The 18,573-nt window shown below is 58.5% G+C and carries 17 protein-coding genes; 9 read left to right on the top strand and 8 right to left on the bottom strand.

Annotated features, from left to right (window positions below):
* The first annotated feature begins 227 nt into the window (after nt 1-227).
* From ACTG2W_RS02270 to ACTG2W_RS02255, 4 genes are all read left to right on the top strand, one after another.
* Nucleotides 228-800, top strand: a complete 573-nt coding sequence (locus ACTG2W_RS02270) for a phasin family protein (RefSeq protein WP_139462516.1) — start codon at nt 228-230, stop codon at nt 798-800.
* Between the two features lie 94 nt (nt 801-894).
* Complete coding sequence (locus ACTG2W_RS02265; protein WP_100645869.1) at nt 895-2,082, top strand: patatin-like phospholipase family protein; 1,188 nt, start codon at nt 895-897, stop codon at nt 2,080-2,082.
* A 1-nt stretch (nt 2,083) separates the two neighbouring features.
* The gene (locus ACTG2W_RS02260) at nt 2,084-2,725 is read left to right on the top strand and encodes a TetR/AcrR family transcriptional regulator (protein ID WP_040065536.1); all 642 of its coding nucleotides are present in this window, start codon (nt 2,084-2,086) and stop codon (nt 2,723-2,725) included.
* 25 nt (nt 2,726-2,750) lie between these two features.
* Nucleotides 2,751-3,539 (top strand): hypothetical protein, encoded by a 789-nt coding sequence (locus tag ACTG2W_RS02255; RefSeq protein ID WP_440016029.1) that lies wholly within the window; start codon nt 2,751-2,753, stop codon nt 3,537-3,539.
* 115 nt (nt 3,540-3,654) lie between these two features.
* Here the strand turns inward: ACTG2W_RS02255 and ACTG2W_RS02250 are convergent, their stop codons facing one another.
* Both ACTG2W_RS02250 and ACTG2W_RS02245 read right to left on the bottom strand, forming a co-directional pair.
* Complete coding sequence (locus ACTG2W_RS02250) at nt 3,655-5,085, bottom strand: wax ester/triacylglycerol synthase family O-acyltransferase (protein WP_440016028.1); 1,431 nt, start codon at nt 5,083-5,085, stop codon at nt 3,655-3,657.
* Between the two features lie 255 nt (nt 5,086-5,340).
* Nucleotides 5,341-5,673: a polyhydroxyalkanoic acid system family protein gene (locus ACTG2W_RS02245; RefSeq protein ID WP_440016027.1), complete on the bottom strand. Its 333-nt coding sequence runs from the start codon at nt 5,671-5,673 to the stop codon at nt 5,341-5,343.
* 259 nt (nt 5,674-5,932) lie between these two features.
* Between ACTG2W_RS02245 and ACTG2W_RS02240 the strand changes: the two genes are divergently transcribed.
* On the top strand, nt 5,933-6,661 hold the full coding sequence (locus tag ACTG2W_RS02240; RefSeq protein WP_323968376.1) for an FFLEELY motif protein: 729 nt from the start codon (nt 5,933-5,935) through the stop codon (nt 6,659-6,661).
* A gap of 99 nt (nt 6,662-6,760) precedes the next feature.
* Here ACTG2W_RS02240 and ACTG2W_RS02235 read toward each other — a convergent pair whose 3' ends face one another.
* From ACTG2W_RS02235 to prpB, 3 genes are read right to left on the bottom strand one after another with little or no spacing between them, the layout of a single operon-like run.
* Nucleotides 6,761-8,206 (bottom strand): bifunctional 2-methylcitrate dehydratase/aconitate hydratase, encoded by a 1,446-nt coding sequence (locus ACTG2W_RS02235; protein WP_323968377.1) that lies wholly within the window; start codon nt 8,204-8,206, stop codon nt 6,761-6,763.
* A 10-nt stretch (nt 8,207-8,216) separates the two neighbouring features.
* A complete protein-coding gene (gene prpC, locus ACTG2W_RS02230) occupies nt 8,217-9,344 on the bottom strand; it encodes a bifunctional 2-methylcitrate synthase/citrate synthase (protein WP_323968378.1) in 1,128 nt (375 codons plus the stop codon).
* A 10-nt stretch (nt 9,345-9,354) separates the two neighbouring features.
* Nucleotides 9,355-10,242, bottom strand: a complete 888-nt coding sequence (gene prpB / locus ACTG2W_RS02225) for a methylisocitrate lyase (protein ID WP_440016026.1) — start codon at nt 10,240-10,242, stop codon at nt 9,355-9,357.
* A 147-nt stretch (nt 10,243-10,389) separates the two neighbouring features.
* Here prpB and ACTG2W_RS02220 point away from each other — a divergent pair, with 147 nt between their 5' ends.
* The 4 genes from ACTG2W_RS02220 to rsmF all read left to right on the top strand — a co-directional run bounded on the left by ACTG2W_RS02220 (nt 10,390) and on the right by rsmF (nt 15,785).
* Complete coding sequence (locus ACTG2W_RS02220) at nt 10,390-11,016, top strand: paraquat-inducible protein A (protein WP_005333129.1); 627 nt, start codon at nt 10,390-10,392, stop codon at nt 11,014-11,016.
* Entirely contained in the window at nt 11,000-11,602 is a 603-nt protein-coding gene (locus ACTG2W_RS02215; protein WP_058057039.1) for a paraquat-inducible protein A, read from the top strand. The genes ACTG2W_RS02220 and ACTG2W_RS02215 overlap by 17 nt, the downstream gene beginning before the upstream one ends.
* A 55-nt stretch (nt 11,603-11,657) precedes the next feature.
* Nucleotides 11,658-14,210, top strand: a complete 2,553-nt coding sequence (locus ACTG2W_RS02210) for an MlaD family protein (RefSeq protein ID WP_323968379.1) — start codon at nt 11,658-11,660, stop codon at nt 14,208-14,210.
* Nucleotides 14,211-14,354: 144 nt separating this feature from the next.
* Complete coding sequence (rsmF, locus tag ACTG2W_RS02205) at nt 14,355-15,785, top strand: 16S rRNA (cytosine(1407)-C(5))-methyltransferase RsmF (RefSeq protein WP_440016025.1); 1,431 nt, start codon at nt 14,355-14,357, stop codon at nt 15,783-15,785.
* Between the two features lie 226 nt (nt 15,786-16,011).
* On the opposite strand, the gene ACTG2W_RS02200 is transcribed toward rsmF, so the two are convergent.
* The 3 genes from ACTG2W_RS02200 to ACTG2W_RS02190 all read right to left on the bottom strand — a co-directional run bounded on the left by ACTG2W_RS02200 (nt 16,012) and on the right by ACTG2W_RS02190 (nt 18,551).
* Nucleotides 16,012-16,296, bottom strand: coding sequence for a RepB family protein (locus ACTG2W_RS02200; RefSeq protein WP_263086262.1), 285 nt, complete (start codon nt 16,294-16,296; stop codon nt 16,012-16,014).
* Between the two features lie 160 nt (nt 16,297-16,456).
* The gene (locus ACTG2W_RS02195; protein WP_227342943.1) at nt 16,457-17,398 is read right to left on the bottom strand and encodes a site-specific integrase; all 942 of its coding nucleotides are present in this window, start codon (nt 17,396-17,398) and stop codon (nt 16,457-16,459) included.
* A 373-nt stretch (nt 17,399-17,771) separates the two neighbouring features.
* A complete protein-coding gene (locus tag ACTG2W_RS02190; RefSeq protein ID WP_106843695.1) occupies nt 17,772-18,551 on the bottom strand; it encodes a TatD family hydrolase in 780 nt (259 codons plus the stop codon).
* Between the last annotated feature and the right edge of the window lie 22 nt (nt 18,552-18,573).

The raw sequence follows: 18,573 nt of genomic DNA, 5'->3' as shown, positions 1-18,573 counted from the left end.
TAGGGTGTTACTAGGTTGTTAGATATATCACGATTCATATGGGAATCCGCAATTTGATTGTCGGTTCGTGAGCAAACCCTAATTTCGGTGGTGTGCCTGTTCCGTTATTAGGTAGAACCCTCTATTTTTTGTCCCTAGACTGGAGTTGAAAAATCAGTAATGCCACAACCCGATTGCAGTTTCGTTGTCGCCATTACATTTAACAGTCGTTATTCAAGGAGAAGATCATGGCTAAGAAATTGAAAGCGCTGGCAGGGTCAGTGACCGACAACCAACTCACCTCCACCATCAAGGAGTCTACCCAGCAGATCTGGTTGGCCGGTCTGGGCGCCTATGCCAAGGCGCAGGAAGAGGGTGGCAAGATCTTTGAAGCCCTGGTGCAGGAAGGGGAAGCATTGCAGGCCAAAACCCGTCAGAGCGCAGATGAGAAGATTGCCGCTGTGACCGACAAGACCGCCAATACCTGGGGCCGTCTGGAGCAGGTGTTTGAAGATCGCGTGGCCCGCGCTGTTGCCAGCCTCGGCATTCCGACCCGCAAGGATATCGACAAGCTCTCCAAGCGCATGGCCGAGCTGACCGACGTGGTCCAGCAACTGCTGGATGCGCAGGAAGAGGAGGCCCCTGCCGCTGAAGCCAAACCGGCTGCCGCCAAAAAGCCCGTTGCCCGCAAGCCTCCGGTAAAGAAGGCTCCGGTAGCCAAGGCCAAAGAGGCCGTGGTTGAGCAGGCCGCTGATCTCCTTTCCGCCGCTGAAGATGCGGTGAAAGAGGTGAAGGCCAAAGCAGAGAGCGTCCTGCCCTGATCCCTCGCGGTGACGGAAGGTGATTGATACCGGCCCATGCCCTGCGCTGGGCCGGTCTTGTCATGGTGAATGTCATGGATAGAGAGGCGACGCTATGAGTACCATCGCAATTGCCCTTGCTGGCGGCGGGCCGCTCGGCGGCATCTACGAGATCGGTGCCTGCGCAGCCCTCTCTGACAGCATCAACGGCTTGCGCCTTGACCATGCCGATATTTATGTTGGCGTCAGTTCGGGGGCCGTGGTGGCGTCAGCGCTGGCCAACGGCATCTCGCCGGCAAAGCTGGTGCGGATCCTGCTCAGCGATGATTCGGGGGAGATGTTTGACCCGGCCACCTTGCTGCGACCCGCTTTTCGTGAATATGCCGACCGCCTGACCTCGATCCCGCCACTGGCGTGGCAGAGCCTGACCTACTATCTGGCGGCGCCCTGGAAGCGAAGCCTGTTTGAATCGCTGCAGGGACTCTCCAAGGCCATTCCGACCGGACTGTTTGACAACCGCGGGGTGGATCGCACCCTGACCCAGTTTTTCTCTCGTCCCGGCCGCAGCAACGATTTCCGCCAGCTGCGCAGCCGACTGTTTGTGGTCGCTACCGAGCTCGATACCGGCCATCCGGTCGCCTTCGGTAGCCCGGGGCTCGATGATGTGCCCATCTCGGCGGCGGTACAGGCGTCAGCCGCCCTGCCCGGTCTCTTTCCGCCCTCCTTGATCAACGGTCGTTACTATGTGGACGGGGCGCTGATCAAGACTCTGCACGCTTCGGTAGCGCTGGAAGAGGGGGCGGATCTGGTGTTCTGCATCAATCCGCTGGTGCCCTATGATGCGGACATGGCCGCCGGTGCGCCGACCAATCTGGTGGACAGCGGTCTGCCGGTGGTACTGGCCCAGACCTTTCGCGCCATCATCCACTCCCGCATGCATGTGGGGATGGATCGCTACAAACACCAATATCCCGACGCCGACGCCCTGCTGTTTGAGCCCTCTTCTGCCGATGGCGAGATGTTCTTCACCAATGTGTTCAGTTACCGGGATCGCCGCCGTCTCTGCGAGCACGCTTACCAGCATACCCGCCGCGATCTCTGGCTGCGTCGTGACGAGCTGGCGCCGGTGCTGGCCAAGCATGGCCTCGAGCTCAATCTGGCCGCGCTAGCCGATGAAGATCGCACCCTGCTGGCCCCCGGCATTGGTTCGGTCGCCGCCCTCGACAAGTCGCTGGAGCAGTTGCAGCACTGGCTTGCCAAACGCTATCGCCACGGCGTGCGTCGTTCATCACCAAAGGAGTAGCATGGATCGCAAACCCAAACGTCGTACCCGGGAGCGGATCCTGACCACTGCCCTCGCCTGCTTCAATCGACAAGGGGAACCCAGCGTCACCACCTCGGCCATTGCGGCCGAGATGGAGATCAGCCAGGGCAATCTCTACTACCACTTCCACAACAAGGAGGAGATCGTCAACGCCCTGTTCTGCGAATTTGAACAGCAAATGGATCGCCTGCTGGAGGCGGTCAGCACCCCGTCCGATGAGCCAGAAGATATCTGGCTCTTTCTCCACCTGATGTTTGAAGCCATCTGGCAGTACCGTTTCCTCTACTACGATATCGCGACCCTGATGAGTGGTTATCATCAGGTGGAACAGCGCTTTTCCGCCCTGCTGCGCCGCAAGGAGCAGACCGCCATCGCCATTTGCAACCATCTGCAAACGGCTGGGCTGATGGAGGGCACGGCGCAACAGATGCGCACGCTGGCGGCCAATGTGGCGCTGGTCGGCACATTCTGGATCTCTTATCAGCGGGCACTGCACCCCAAGGCGGACGCCGATATTGCCCTTGGCGTCTTTCAGGTGATGCAGCTGGTCGCACCCTATTTGCGGGCCGATGCCCGCGCTCATCTGGGCGCCCTCGCCCATCACTACACCGACAAGGTTTGATTCACATGCTACAGGGAGAACAAGCATGACCACTTCACAACTCGAATTTGTCCCCTTCCCCTACGCGGATGCGGCCTATGACTATGCCGGCCAGAAGCTGGCGGACAACTGGGATCGTCTCCATCAGGGGGATGCCGAACCCTGGCCCGAGGATGAACAGGTACAGGATGCCTGGCGGGCCTATCATGCCGGGGATTTTGCCCGGGCCGTCGCCCTTGGCGAAGCGGCCGGTGAGGAGGGCCTCAATGTGGCGAACAAAGCGCTGGTGATCCACGCCAGCTACCTGCTGGAGGACAAGTATGCCAAGCGCGCCGCCTTCGAGCGGGCGGCCAGCCATGCCGAGAAGCTGCAAAAACGCCAGCCCAAGAACGCCAACGCCTGGTATTTCCACGCGCTGGCACTCGGTCGCTACAGTCAGGTCATTTCCATCTCCAAGGCCCTCTCGCAAGGAATTGGCGACAAGATCAAGGCAAGCCTTGAGAAGGCGCTGGAGCTGGCGCCCGATCACGCCGAGGCCCATATTGCCTTTGGCGCCTGGCACGCGGAGATCGTCGACAAGTTGGGGGCCATGATCGGCGGCCTCACCTATGGCGCCAAGAAGGAGGAGTCCGAGCGTCACTTCAAGGAGGCGCTGGCGCTGATCCCCGACTCGGCTATCGCCCGCATGGAGTACGCCAACGCTCAGGTGATGCTGCACGGCAAGAGCCACCTGAAAGCGGCCGAAGCCCTCTATGCCGAAGCGGCCGAGTGCGAACCGATGGATGCCATGGAACGCCTCGATGTGGAGGCGGCGCGGGAAGAGTTGGAGGATTAACCGCCACTCCTGCCACTAAGAGGTAGTAAAGCAAGAGGCCAACCCGCGGGTTGGCCTCTTTTATTATGGGAGCTGACCGGTTGGTTACGTCGTCACCGGTCGCTCAAGTGCACACTCAACCGAGCAGCGCATCCAGTCCGTTGGGGTCAAACAGCAGCTCCGGTTCCATCAGAACCAGCAACAGCAGTTGCTCGAACTCCACCGCAAACCGCTCGACCACCCGATCCGGATCCGGTACCAGCTTCTTGTCGGTGATAAGGCCCAGCTGCACCTTGTGATCGTAAGAGAGGATGGAGACGCCGACGCCGATATCTCCCGATTGCGGCACCCAGAACAGCGGCTGACGCAATTTTGCTCCAGCCAGATAGAGGGTCTGCTGCGGACCGGGCACGTTGGTGATCACGGCACTGGCTTTGGCTGTGAGCAGCTCGACGGCCTGCTGTTGCACCGCATTGGGGGCCATGCCAAGGGCATGTAACAAGTTGAGCACCACCACGGGTTGCAGCGAGGTGCGTAGCGCCTGCATCCGGTCACGCACGGTATAGAGCCGCTGCAACGGGTGTTCAACATCCAGTGGCAAGTCCAAGGCCACCAGCCCGAAGCGGTTGCCAAGTGCCCCCTCATCGTCCGGTGCTCGCATATTGACTGGCACCAGGGCGCGGATCTTGACCTTGTTGGCATCATCCCCCTTCTCCTGCAGGTAGTGGCGAAACGCCCCTGCGGTGGCGGCGATCAGCAGATCGTTGACCGAGCAGCCCAGCACCTTGCCCACGGCCTTGATATCCGGCAGATCAATTTGCTCCGACCAGGCCACCCGCTTGGTGCTGGTGGTCTTGCCCCGCAGGCGGCAGGGGGAGTCATCACCGAGGGTGGCGATATTGCACAGCTCGCTCGCCACATCCCGCCCGGTCTTGAGGTAATCCACCGCCTTGGTGGGATGGGTGACCACTTCGACATATTTGGACCAGAGGCTACCGGTCAGCTTGAGACCGGCCCGCACCAGACGGCTGCCCTGGTGGCAATCCTCCTCATCCTCGTCATCGCTGTCATCCAGTGGCTCCGGTGACGGTTGTCGCGGCGCCCCTTCCGGGGTGTTATCCATCATGGTCAGCATGGCCCGCACCAGCGAGAAGCCGTCGCCCATGGCGTGGTGAATGCGCACCACCAGCGCTTGCCCACCCAGCGAAGTGTCGGTGAGGTGCATATCCCACAGGGGGCGCTGGTGGTTGAGCGGCGTCGAGGCGAGATCGGCCACCAGCTTCTCCAGCTCCAGCTTGCCCGCTTCACCCGGCAGGATCACTCGCTTGAGGTGCTGATCGAGATCGAAATCGGGATCATGACGCCAGTAGTAGGAGCCCCCCTCCAGCACGGCCCGCTGGTGGAAGCGGGGTTGCACCGAAATGGTATGGCGTAATCCGGCCCGCAGACGCGCTTCATCAAGCTCTCCTTCAAACATCAGGACACCGATGATCTGCATCAGGTTGTTGGGTCTGTCCATGCGTAACCAGGCGGTATCGACGCAGGAGATAAATTCACTCAGTGGCATGGTTGTTTCCCTACAAAATGAATTTACCGAGGCGGCAAATTGCTCCTTCCCTCATATCCGGATGAAGGATTGATGCAATCAGAATGACATTAATGAGTGCCGACTCGAAATATGAAATAAAGATGAAAGATTACTTACAAAATAGAATCGAGACCTCGCCGAATAATAAATCTGACAAACCATATGGCTTGCCAACTTATTTCAAACAGCCATCGTTTACAGCTGGTTTATTTAAAGCCAGTACAACGAAAAGTTTCAAACACGTTTGGGGCAAGGTAAGCGATTGTCGACATAATCGAGGATCTCTTGCTCCAGTACGCTGCGTACCGGTAACAGCATCAAACCAAGATGCACTTCCAGTTCCAGGGTATCTTCGTCCAGGGTGAGAGTGCCATGTACCCCTGAGCCGCGAAAGTGTAGCTCGGTCTCCTCTTCATCTGCCCATTCGCAATCGAGTTGATAGCTCTCGCTCATGTCCGCAGCGATGGCTTCGGCCGCGAGCCGGGCGGCGGCCAGTCCCAGCGGATGCTGACGGCTGATCTGGATGGTAGATAGTGCGTTGCTGCCAGCGAGCGAGTTGAAGAACATGGTCGTTACTCTGGGTCATAAGTTAGTTATTGATATTAAACACATGTTCACAACAAATGAAAGGATGGTTCACATAAATGGGACTCACTTAACAGAGTCGAGAGGGATGCAGGCCATCAGCGGGGCATGGCATTTATTCCCTCCCTCGTGCGCGCTACACTTGTCACGGAACGGTCAGTAAAAGCTGCTTGTTTTTCATTCACTTGTATCTTCGTATCACCCAATCCCCATCAATGGGCCCAAGGCCAGAGAGCTGTAGATGACGCATCAAGAACATGCCCACGACGACGATAGCACCCTGGGTCGGCTATACCGCCAGCTCAAGCGGGTTGCAGCCTTGCGCGAGCAGATGCGTGCCCACCCGGAAGATCAGCAGGATCGGGATCGGCTACGCCAGTGGCAGGCCGACCGGTTGGGGCGAACCCATCGTGATCTGCTGGAGAGTGACCGCTACGGCCCTGCCGCCGAGTTTTTCCTGACCGATCTCTATGGCCCGGGGGATTGTGCCCGCCGCGATGCGGACGTAATGCGGGTGATGCCGACCGCCGAGCGGCTGTTGCCGGAGTCCGGCCTCAAGGTGCTGGCCCAAGCGATCGAGCTCGATGCCCTCTCCGAAGAGCTGGACTACCTGATGGTGGTGGCGCTGCGGCGCATTGATGGTATTGATCCCATCACGCCAGACCACTACACCATCGCCTATCGTGCCGTAGGTGAACAGGCGCGCCGGGAACATCAGATTGCGTTGGTGAGCGAGCTTGGCATGATGCTGGACAGGCTGGCGAGAAAACCGCTGCTGGGGGCGACCCTCAAGCTGGTGTCAGGGCCCGCCCATCTGGCGGGGCTGGGCGAGCTTTTCTCCTTTGTCGAACGCGGCTATCAGGTGTGTCATCAGATGGGGCGTGCCAACGAGTTTCTCGAAACCATCGCCAGTCGCGAGACGGCCATCATGACGGCGCTTTTTAACGGCGACAGCAGTGCGCTGGGGTGAGGCTTATCGAGGGATCAGCCGCCGGAATAACAAAGCGGGCCGATGAGCCCGCTTTTCGTTTATCACTGTTTGCCGATATGTTGGCCAATGCAAGAGCGATCAGATCACCAGCAGATCCATAAAGGCGTGCACTGGGGTGGCGGCAAGGCGCGGCCCATCCTGACAGAGGGCCAGAATGTCGCTGACCCGTTTGGCCGGGAAGCGGGTGGCCAGATTGTGCTGGAATTTCTCCACCAGCAGCGGGATCCCCTCCTCCCGACGGCGACGATGGCCGACCGGATACTCCACCTCCACTTTGGCGGTGTGAGTGCCGTCCTTGAAGAAGATCTGGATGGCGTTGGCAATGGAGCGCTTGTCCGCCTCCAGATATTCACGGCTGTAACGCTTGTCCTCCTGCACCACCATCTTGCCGCGTAGCGCGTCGATGCGGGGATCGGCGGCAACATCATCCTCGTAATCCTCGGCAATGAGGCGACCGAAGATGAGCGGCACTGCCACCATGTACTGCAGGCAGTGATCCCGATCGGCCGGGTTATTGAGGGAGCCGACCTTGCTGATGATGCGAATGGCCGACTCATGGGTAGTAAGTTCGATACGGTCTATCTCGTCGAGCCGCCCCTTCACCTGAGCGTGCAGCTTCATGGCGCACTCCACCGCAGTCTGGGCGTGAAACTCGGCGGGATAGGAGATCTTGAACAGCACGTTCTCCATCACATAGCTGCCGTATCCCTGATGCAGGGCGAACTGGTTGCCCTTGAACAGCACATCGTAGAAACCCCACTTGGGGGCGCTCAGTACGCCGGGATAGCCCATCTCGCCGCTCATGGTGATAAGGGCGAGGCGCACCGCGCGGGAGGTGGCATCCCCCGCCGCCCAGCTTTTGCGCGACCCCGCATTCGGGGCATGGCGGTAGGTACGCAGGCTCTGGCCATCGACCCAGGCCTGGGAGACCGCATCGATCACCTGATCACGGGTGCCACCCAGCATGTGAGTCACCACGGCGGTGCTGGCGACCTTGACCAGCACCACGTGATCGAGGCCAACCCGGTTGAAGGAGTTCTCCAGCGCCAGCACCCCCTGAATTTCGTGGGCTTTGACCATGGCCACCAGCACATCGGCCATGGTGAGCGGTGCCTTGCCATCGGCGACGCGAGTACGGGAGAGCCAGTCGGCGGTGGCGAGAATACCGCCCAGATTGTCGGAGGGGTGACCCCACTCGGCGGCCAGCCAGGTGTCGTTGTAATCGAGCCAGCGGATGATGGCGCCGATATCCCAGGCTGCCTTGACGGGGTCGAGGCAGAGCTGGGTGCCGGGCACCCGGGCACCATGGGGTACCAGTGTACCGGGGACTATGGGGCCAAGGTGTTTGGTGCACTCCGGAAAGCGCAGGGCCAGCAGGCCACAGCCAAGGGTGTCCATCAGGCAGTAGCGGGCGGTGTCGAGGGCCGCCTGGCTGGTAATGGGGTGGTGGCAGACATAATCGGCAATATCGACCAGCACCTGATCGGGGTCTGGTCGGTGGTTGACGTCGACGTTGGCGGACATCGTGATTTCCTTATCGTTGTTGTAGGGAGACAAAGTGACGGGGGGCCGGGCCGACATAATCGGCGCTCGGGCGGATGATCCGGTTGTGTTCGCGTTGCTCCATCACGTGGGCGCACCAGCCGGTGACCCGCGAGCAGACGAAGATGGGGGTGAACAGCTTGGTCGGGATCCCCATGTAGTGATAGGCGCTGGCATGGAAGAAGTCGGCGTTGGGAAAGAGCTCTTTCTCCTCCCACATCACCTTCTCCGCCTCGCAGGAGACGCGATAGAGGCGATCATCCCCCACCGCCTCGGCAAGCTTGGCCGACCACTCCTTGATGATGACGTTGCGCGGATCAGAAGTGCGGTAGATGGCGTGGCCAAAACCCATGATCTTCTCCTTGGCCGCCAGCTTGGCCAGCAGTTCGCGCCTTGCCTGCGTTTCATCTTGCCAATGTTCGATCATCGCCATGGCCGCCTCGTTGGCGCCACCGTGCAGTGGGCCACGCAGGGTACCGATGGCGGCGGTGATGCAGGAAAACATGTCGGAAAGGGTTGAGGCGCAGACCCGCGCCGCAAAGGTGGAGGCGTTGAACTCATGCTCGGCGTAGAGGATGAGAGAGACATGCATCACCCGCCGCTCCAGCTCGCTCGGTGCCTTCTGGTGCAGCAGCGCCAGAAAGTGGCCACCGATACACTCCTCGTCGCTGTCGAGGGCGATGCGAACGCCCTCGTGACTGAACTTGTACCAGTAGATCAGAATGCCCGGAAAGGCGGCCAGCAGCCGATCCGCCACTTCATGCTCATGTTCGAAACCATCTTCCGGCTCCAGATCGCCAAGCATGGAGCAGCCGGTGCGCAGCACATCCATGGGATGGGCATCGGCGGGAATCCGCTCCAGCACTTCCAGCAGCGGCTGAGGCAAGCTGCGCAGGCGGCGCAGCTCGCGCTTGTAGGCGTCAAGCTGCTGCTCACCGGGCAACTCCCCCTTGAGCAGCAGATAGGCGACCTCTTCGAACTGGGCGCTATCGGCCAGCTCCTTGATGTCATAGCCGCGATAAGTAAGACCGGTGCCACTCTTGCCTACTGTGCAGATACTGGTCTCCCCCGCACTCTGCCCGCGCAGACCTGCCCCACCCAACGGTTTTTGCTGTCCCATAAGCTGCCTCCTATTCCTTGGCTGTAAACAGACGATCCAGTGTCTGCTCGTAGTTGTGATATCCGAGGAAGTCGTAGAGCGACTCCCGGGTCTGCATGGTCTCCACGACGGCCCGTTGATGGCCATCCTGGCGAATATGGTGATAGACGTTGAGGGCGGCCTGATTGGCGGCCCGGTTGGCACTCAAGGGGTAGAGCACCATGTCGACCCCGTGGGCGGCCAGTAGCTCTTTGTCAAACAGCTCGGTTTTGCCGAACTCGGTCATGTTGGCGAGGATCGGCACTTTGGCCGCCTGCTTGAACTGGTCGTACTGGGCAAGCTCGGTCACCGCCTCGGCGAAGATCATGTCGGCCCCGGCGGCCACATAGGCAGCGGTGCGTTCAAGAGCAGACTCCATCCCCTCCACCGCCAGTGCATCGGTGCGGGCCATGATGACGAACTCGCTATTCTCACGGGCATCCACTGCGGCCTTGATGCGATCGCACATCTCCTCAAGCGTGACCACCGCCTTGTTGGGACGATGACCACAGCGCTTTTGGGCCACCTGATCTTCCATGTGCACGGCGGCAACCCCGGCCCGCTCGAACGCGCGAATGGTGCGGGCGATATTGAATGCCCCGCCCCAGCCGGTATCGATATCGACCAGTAGCGGCACTCGGGTGGCAGCAGTGATCCGCTCGGCATCGATCAGCACGTCGTTGAGTGAGGTCATGCCGAGATCCGGCAAGCCGTAGGAGGCATTGGCCACTCCGGCGCCGGAGAGATAAAGAGCTTGAAAACCGCTGCGTTCGGCCATCAGCGCCATATAGGCATTGATGGTGCCGACGATCTGCAGGGGATGTTCATTGGCAAGGGCGGTGCGAAAGCGCAGGCCTGCCGAGGGGGGCAAACTGGACATCATGACTCCTTTCACCTGTCTAGTCTGGCTATCTAATATCACGTTTACGTTAACGTCAATTATACTTTCGTAACATTCCGGCCGCAGGCAAGACAGGAAACCGGTTTTAGGGTAAATTTCACCAATTCCTTCAACAGGTTGAATTGTATGATGGAGCCCGGTTCCGTGATTGTCTGTCCGGCGTGCGACTTGCTGATCCAGCGCAAAGCGCTGCCGCTGCGTCGCCATGCCCACTGCCCGCGATGTCACCAGCATCTCTATGGCCGTTATGCCTTTCGTCCCTCCCAGTTGATGGCCCTGACCATCACCGGATTTCTGCTGCTGCCCTCCGCATTTTTTGAGCCGCTGATCTATCTGCGGCTGGCGGGGGTCAACACCGACGCCGACCTGCTGCGCGGTATCCTGGTACTGTTTGGCGAAGGTGAATGGTGGGTAGCCAGCCTGGTGCTCTGGTGCGCCGTGTTGGCGCCGGTGGGGTTATTGGCGGGGATCTTTGCGCTGGCTTCGGGTCTGGCCAAACGTTGGCACATTCTTCCCGTCACCTTGAAGCTGGTCGAGGTGTTTCGCCACTGGGCCATGCTGGAGGTCTATATCGTCAGCCTGCTGGTTGCCCTGTTCAAACTGATCGACATCGCCGATGTGCGCCTCGGTGGCGGCTTGCTCAGCCTCGGTATTCTGATGCTGCTCAACATGACCCTGCTGATCCTGTTTGACCCCGCCCCCTACTGGGCGAGGATCCCGTTAAAGGAGCCGGAACATGACCAGCGCCCGTGAGATGGGGCTCTGCCGCTGCCATACCTGTGGTTTGCTGGTGCGCTATCAAACCGGGGCAGTCTGCCCCCGTTGCAGCAGCAAATTGCAGGTGCGCATTCCCCGCTCCCTCGCCTGGTCGTGGGGCTTGCTGGCGCTCGCCACCTTCATGTTGCTGCCTGCCAATCTGTTGCCCATTACCCATTTCTACAACAAGGGGTTACTGCAGTCAGATACCATCTTCAGCGGTATCATGATGCTCTATCGCAGCAAAATGAGCGGGATTGCCACCATTGTCCTCACCGCCAGCATACTGGTGCCGGTGGGAAAAATATTGGGGCTGGGCTGGATCTGCTGGCAGTTGCAGCGGGCCAAACCGGTGCGGCGCAAGCGCCAGCTGGTGATGTATCGGGTGATCGATTTTATCGGTCGCTGGTCAATGCTGGACTTGTTCGTGATTTCGCTGATGGTGGCACTGGTCGATCGGGGTGTGCTGCTGAGTGTTCGCGCAGGCCCGGGGGCCACCGCCTTTGCCGGTGTGGTGGTGCTGACCATGATGTCGGCCCGCATGCTCGATACCCGCTTACTGTGGGACAAGGCGGCCCGTTGATGATTTCTCTGTTTTTGTCTGATGTGCTGTTTAATCCAGCCAATAAGGAGTCACTATGATCGGGGCTGAACCCGTCATCGAAAAGCGCCGCTGGTTATCGCCGGTCTGGCTGTTACCCCTGATAGCCCTGCTGCTGGCAGGTGGCTTTCTCTATCAGCAGGTATTGAGCCGTGGCCAGCTTATCCAGATCAACTTCGCCCAGGGCAACGGCATCTTGCCGGGCAAAACCCAGATTCGTTATCAGGGGGTGGCCATCGGCGTGGTGCAGGAGCTGGAGCTGGCTGAAGATGGCCGCAAGATTGCGGTGATGGCCAAGATTGACAGCCGTGCCAGACCGCTGATCCGCAAGGGATCCGACTTCTGGCTGGTGAGCCCCAAGGCGTCGCTTACCGAGATCTCCGGACTCGATACCCTGGTCTCCGGCAACTACATCAACCTGCAACCGGGGCGTGAAAGCAATCCGCTGGAGGAGACCTTTGATGCACTGGAAGGCCCTCCCCCCGGCTATCAGGCACAGGGACGCATGCTGCACCTGACTGCCGATTCGCTGGGTTCGGTGGGGATTGGCGCCAAGCTCTATTTCCGCGGTATCGAGGTGGGCAGCGTCATCAATACCCGCTTGGGTCAAGACAACCAGAACGTCATTCTGGATCTGGTGATCGAGCCGCGTTTCGAACATCTGGTCAAAGCTGATACCCGCTTCTGGAACATCAGTGGCATCAAGGGCTCCTTCAGTCTGGCCGGGGTGAGCGTCGAGGCCGGCAGCCTCACCTCCATTCTGAGCGGCGGCATTGCCTTTGACTCGCCCAAAGATTCACCGGAGCCTGAGAAGGGACAGACCTTCGTCCTCTATAAAGGGCTGGCGGAAGCGGCGCGTGGCGAGCGTATCGACATTGCGGCTGGCGATCTTCCGGTCAAAGAGGGGATGCCCATCCTCTATGAGGGGATCGAGATTGGTCGTATCGACCCCATTCACCTCACCGACAAAGGCAGGGTGGTGACGGCGCTGATCAACCCGGAGCAGGCTTACCGCATTACCGACAAGAGTCAACTGGTGTGGGAGAGCGTCTCCCTCTCCGCGACCGGCGTGCAGCATGCAGATCGCCTGCTCTCCGGCCCGGCCATTCGCCTCGACTATGTGGCGGGCAAACCGGTACAGAAGATGACCCTGACCGATCGCGCCCCCCAGAGCGGCACCAAGGTGGTGCTGCAGGCTGACGATCTGGCGGGGCTCAATCAGGATGCACCTGTCTGGTACAAGGGATTGCAGGTGGGCCGCATCAGCCAGCTCACCCTGGATGCGCGCGGCAATGCCAGCGTTGAGCTGATGATGGCGCCGAACTATGGCCATCTGCTCAATCGTGCCCGCTTCTATCGCGCCGCCCCGTTGCAGATCGATGCCGATCTGAGCGGCATCAAAGTAGAAACCAGTCCGGCCAGTGCCTGGTTGGGAGGCGGGATCAAGCTGATACAAGCCAGTAGTGGAGAGCGGATTAACCGTCTCTACCCGAGTCAGGAGCTGGCACTGCTCGGTACCCGTGATGCCAAGCCGAAGCGCTGGTTGCTCAAAGCAGATCAGGCCGATGGCATCGGCATTGGTTCGCCTGTGCTCTATCTGGGGTTGGAAGCGGGCAAGGTCAAACAGCTACGCGCCGCCAAAGAGGGGGTCGAGATCGAACTCGAGATTGATGGGGTCTATGCTCCCCTCCTCGCCCAGCAACCTCAGTTCTGGAAAAAACCGGCCATCGACACCAAGGTGCGGGTCGATGGGGTGCAGGTCAAGGTGGGCAACCTCGGTACCTTGCTGCGCGGTGCCATCGAGTTCGATCGGTTGGCCAATGGCCGCAGCAGTCATCAACTGTTCGATTCCAGGGAGCAAGCCAAGGCCAAGGTGCGCCAGCTGTCACTGGTGGCAGAGAGCAATCCGGGGCTCGGGATTGGCAGCCCGATCCGCTATCGCGGTGTCGATATCGGCAAAATTGAAGAGATCGAGCTGGAGCCGTCACTGGGTCAGGTGATCTTCAAGGCGGAACTCGATGGCCACTACGCCGAGCGTTTCCTGCAGTCCGGTGCCCGCTTTACTCTGGTGCAGGCCAAGCTGGGGCTGGGCGGTGTCGCTCACCTCGATACCCTGATCAAGGGGGCGTTTGTAGAAGCACAACCCGGTAAAGGCGCTGGCAAAGATCGTTTCCCTTTGAGTCAGACCGGTCCTCTGGGTCTGGCCCTGACCCTCAAGAGCCCCTCCGTCAATGGCCTGAGCGTCGGCAGTCCGCTGCTGTTTCGCAAGATGGTGGTGGGCAGTGTCACCAAGGTGGCGCTGGCTCGGGATGGCAGCGAGGTGGTGATCGACGTTAACGTAGATCAGGAGTATGCCCATCTGGTGCGGGCCAACTCCCGTTTCTGGAATGTCTCCGGGGTCAAGGCGGATATCGGGCTGACCGGCGGCACTATCGAAGTTGAGACGGTGCAGAGCCTGCTGGCCGGCGGCATTGCTTTCAATACGCCGGAGAGAGAGATGGGTCCAACCGTCAAGGCTGGCCACAGCTATCCGCTCTATGGCAAGGCCGAGAAAGAGTGGCTGGAGTGGAGTCCGCGTATCCAGCCCTGATCTCTTCCCTTTGTATCTCATCCAAGCCCGGCACAGTGCCGGGCTTTTTTATATTCCGGTGCCTGTTGATAGGGTTCAGATTCAGAATATTCTTAGCCTTGTGGTAGGATATCGCCCCTCTTTTTCGGTCAACGAGACGGCACAGTGCACGACAACACCTTCCTTCCCGATTACTTTTTACGTCACATTGCGGCCATCATGCCGGCCCATCTCTCGATGGATGAGTTTGTGGCCAGTTGTCGACGTCCGCTGCGCCGCAGCATTCGGGTCAATACCTTGAAGATCGCCGTCTCGGATTTCGTCGCCCAGATGGAGCCACTGGGTTGGCAGCTCGACCCTGTGCCCTGGTGTGATACCGGCTTCTGGCTGACCCGCAGCGATGAAACCGTCCCCCTTGGCAACACCGCCGAGCACTTGAGCGGGCTCTTCTACATTCAGGAAGCGAGCTCCATGCTGCCGGTGACGGCGCTCTTTGCCAGCGACAAGATCAAAGCGGATGGCATGTTGCTGGATGCAGCGGCGGCCCCCGGCTCCAAGACCACCCAGATCGCGGCCCTGATGAACAATCAGGGAATGCTGGTTGCCAACGAGTTTTCCAGCAGCCGGTTGAAAGTGCTTAGCGCCAATATCCAGCGCTGCGGCGTGACCAATGTGGGGATGACCCATTTTGATGCCAAGGTATTTGGCCAGTGGTTGCCGGAGACCTTCGACGCCATCCTGCTCGATGCCCCCTGCTCCGGTGAAGGTACGGTGCGCAAGGATGAAGATGCACTGCGCAACTGGAGTATCGAGAGCATCGACGAGATCGCGGCGGTGCAGCAGGGGCTGCTGGAGAGTGCCTTCCATGCCTTGAAACCGGGTGGCGTACTGGTCTACTCCACCTGTACCTTGAGTGAACAGGAGAATCAGGCGGTCTGCCAATCCCTGCTGGACAAGTTTGGCGATGCCTTGAGTTTTGACTCGCTGGCAGACCTGTTCCCCCATGCAGAGCAGGCCTGTACATACGAAGGATACCTGCACGTTTGGCCCCAGATCTTCGATAGTGAAGGCTTTTTCGTCGCCAGATTGCGCAAGCATCACTCGGTGCCCAACACCATGTTCAAACCTGGCAAGCTGGGTAAATTCCCTTTTGCGCCGCTTCCTGCCAAAGAGGCGGAACCCATGTTGCGCGAGATCGAAGCCAACTTCGGGGTGGCACCACAGGGTCAACTGTTTGGCCGCAATGACGAGATCTGGCTCTTCCCCCAGCTGTTTGATCAGGTGCAGGGCAAGCTGCGCTTCGATCGCATCGGCATCAAGTTGGCCGAGACCTTCAAGAAAGGTTATCGCCTCACTCATGAGTGGGCACTGGCCTATGGCGATAAAGCGAGCAAGGGCGTCGTTGAGCTGGATAGCACCAATGCGCGGGAATTCATGATGGGGCGGGATGTCTGGCCAGAACAGGATGTTGGCACTGGCGAGGTGATCGTCCGCTATCAGGGGCATACCCTGGGCATGGGGAAATGGGTGGGGAGTCGGGTCAAGAATGCCCTTCCCCGCGAGCTGGTGCGTGACAACAATCTGTTCAATGCGTAGTGGGTCGTTCGGTGCATCAGCACTTGAACGAGTCTGAAATACCCACACTCTGGTTGAACTTTTCTTCGGATCTTGAAAAGCCTTGAGCCTTGTCTAAGCTTAAGGCAATCCGAACACCAGTTAGCGCACGGCTCTGCAAGGAGCCAATTCCCCTATGCCAGGTACAAGGAATTCGTACCTGGCTTTTTTTATCTGTTCACGTTTCGCTGTTACTTCACTCTTGTGTCTATTCAACGGTCTCTTCGAGCTGTGTAGCGACTCTGTTTTCAAACGGAGGTTCTCTACCCAGCTCATGTTGGTAGAGCAGATCGATCGCCTGCTCGATGAGTGATGCCTGACTGTCTTCGAGATGAAGACCCAGTGCGGCCAATCGTTCGGCGTGGCGATTGCTGATCCAGCATTGCAGCCGGGTATGGGTCTCCTGCTTGCGTTTTACATGTTGGCGCTGCCGCTCGGCATTGTTTTGGGGCCCCACCTCTTGCTCTTCACGCACTGTTATTTCTTGGCTCATATGTCCTTGCGATATTACGTTTCCGAGTTTGTTATCTCTCATCACATGCCATTATCCATTGGAAGATACCCTTCCCCTTTGGGCTGCTGGCTGCACGGCAAATATATCATCAGATCAACAAGATATCATTTAACATAAAAAATGAAGTGACGCAGTTGTGTCAAAGCAAGCCATCAAGGGCATGATCGGAGAATTTGTGGGCGTCATCGAAGTACTCCTGCAGGGTTCGCATATCCTTGTGGCGAGTGACTTCTATGATCTTGTTCATCGGCTTGCCGGCAGTCACCGCCGAGGTAATAAATCCACGGCGCAGGCTGTGGCCACTGACGTAGAGATCGTCGATGGTTTGGCCTGTTCGCCGCTTGATCATCAGATTGATGCCCTGGGGGCCGAGTGGTTCAGCCATCAGTTGACCCCAGCGGTTCATGCGCCGAAACAGCGGCCCCTCGCTGATCCGGCTTTTGTGTAGCCACTTTTGCAGTGCCGAGACGGGACAGTAGTGCTTGCCCGGGATCAGGGCGATCTCGGTTTCATGCAGCTGATGTTTGCTCGGTTTGAGGCGAAGGCGGATCCCCTGCCCCATAAAATCGAGATCGCTCACTTCAATTCGGGCCGCTTCCGAACGGCGCAAGGCGCCACTGAACATCAGCAGTATCAGGGTGTGATCACGCAAACCCGCGAGGTCATTGGTGTCGATGCCATCCAGCACCTGGGTCAATGGTTGCAGCGTCAGGGCGCCGGTTTTGCGTTTACGGTTATCCCCCAACCTGACAATACCGCGCATCATCTCCTTGATTTCGGGATGTTCGGTGGGCATGGGGTGAATGCCTTTCTGCTTGAAGGCATAACGGATCCCCGCCAGCCGTCTCACCAGGGTTGCTGGTTTTCGAGGCTCGCCATTACGCAGTTCTCCTTTCCCCTCCTCTTTATCCAGCCATACCCAGTCGGCCAATACGCCGTCGGCCTGATCAGCGAGAAAATTCATGATGTCGTGATGGGTGGTTTGCAGCGGATCCAGCCCGTGCAATTGACACCAGAAGACAAAAATACGGGTATCCGCCTGATAGGCATTGAGGGTGGAATCCGCTTTTGCACTGCGCAAAAAGCGGCGTGCCCGACTATTTAGCTGTGCATCGAAAACAGTCTGCAGTGACTGATGAGCCGGATTGGATAAGGATGGATATGCCACGGAACACTATGATTCATATGAAGTTTGATAGGATCTTACAGGATCCTCCACACACATCAAGTATCGATAATGAATATTATCGATACTTAGATCATCCTATTTTAATACCCATTGACCACGCTGAATAAAGGAAACATAGGAATATCATTCGACCCGGTTTAGCAAAAACGAAAATGTAAAATTGGCAGGAAGAAGTGAGAGATAACGTAGCTCGGTATTGATATTCAGGTGGGTAATCAGCTTGGTATCTGAAAATTAAAAAGCCCCGAATAACGGGGCTTGGGGATTATTTTTTCGCCAGCTTGAACAGTTCAAAGAAATTCCGGCTGGTGGCTTCTGCCAATTCATTGAGCGGAATGTGACGCAGGTCAGCAATAAACTGCGCAACGTCTCGCACAAAGGCTGGTTCGTTCTCCCTCCCCCGATGCGGTACGGGGGCAAGATAGGGTGAGTCGGTCTCGACCAGCAATCTGTCGAGGGGCAGAGCCTTGACCACCTCTTGCAGGGCGGACGCATTTTTGAAGGTGGCGATCCCGGAGATGGAGATATAGAACCCCATCGCCATTGCTGCTTCTGCCATTTCGAGGGATTCGGTGAAGCAGTGCAGCACACCGCCAACCTGATCAGCGCCCTCTTCACGCATGATCTGCAAGGTATCTTGTTGAGCATCGCGGGTATGGATGATCAGCGGCTTGTTCAGCGCGCGAGCAACCCGGATATGTTCGCGGAAAGAGGCTTGCTGAACTTCCTTGTTCTCGGGCGAGTAAAAGTAATCGAGACCGGTCTCACCGATGGCCACCACACGTGGATCGGCAGCTTGCTTGAGCAGCAACTCGGCATCGACACCGGGTTCCTGATTGAGCGGGTGTACCCCGCAAGAGGCAAACACTTGGGGATAGGGAGCGATCGCCTCGAGCATGGTCGGGAACTGTGCCTGAGTCACACTGACACAGAGAAAATATCCCACGTCCAGTTTCGCGGCCTTGGCCAGTACATCAGCCATGCTGGTCTGCTTGCTGCCATAGCTGAGGCGATCGAGATGACAGTGGGAATCAACGAGTAACATATAAAACCTTTCTGCTTGTCGG

Source organism: Aeromonas sp. 96A (assembly GCF_051919165.1).
Taxonomy (GTDB): domain Bacteria; phylum Pseudomonadota; class Gammaproteobacteria; order Enterobacterales; family Aeromonadaceae; genus Aeromonas; species Aeromonas veronii.
The sequence above is the reverse complement of the archived record's forward strand: the minus strand, read 5'-3'. Positions and strand labels throughout refer to the sequence as shown.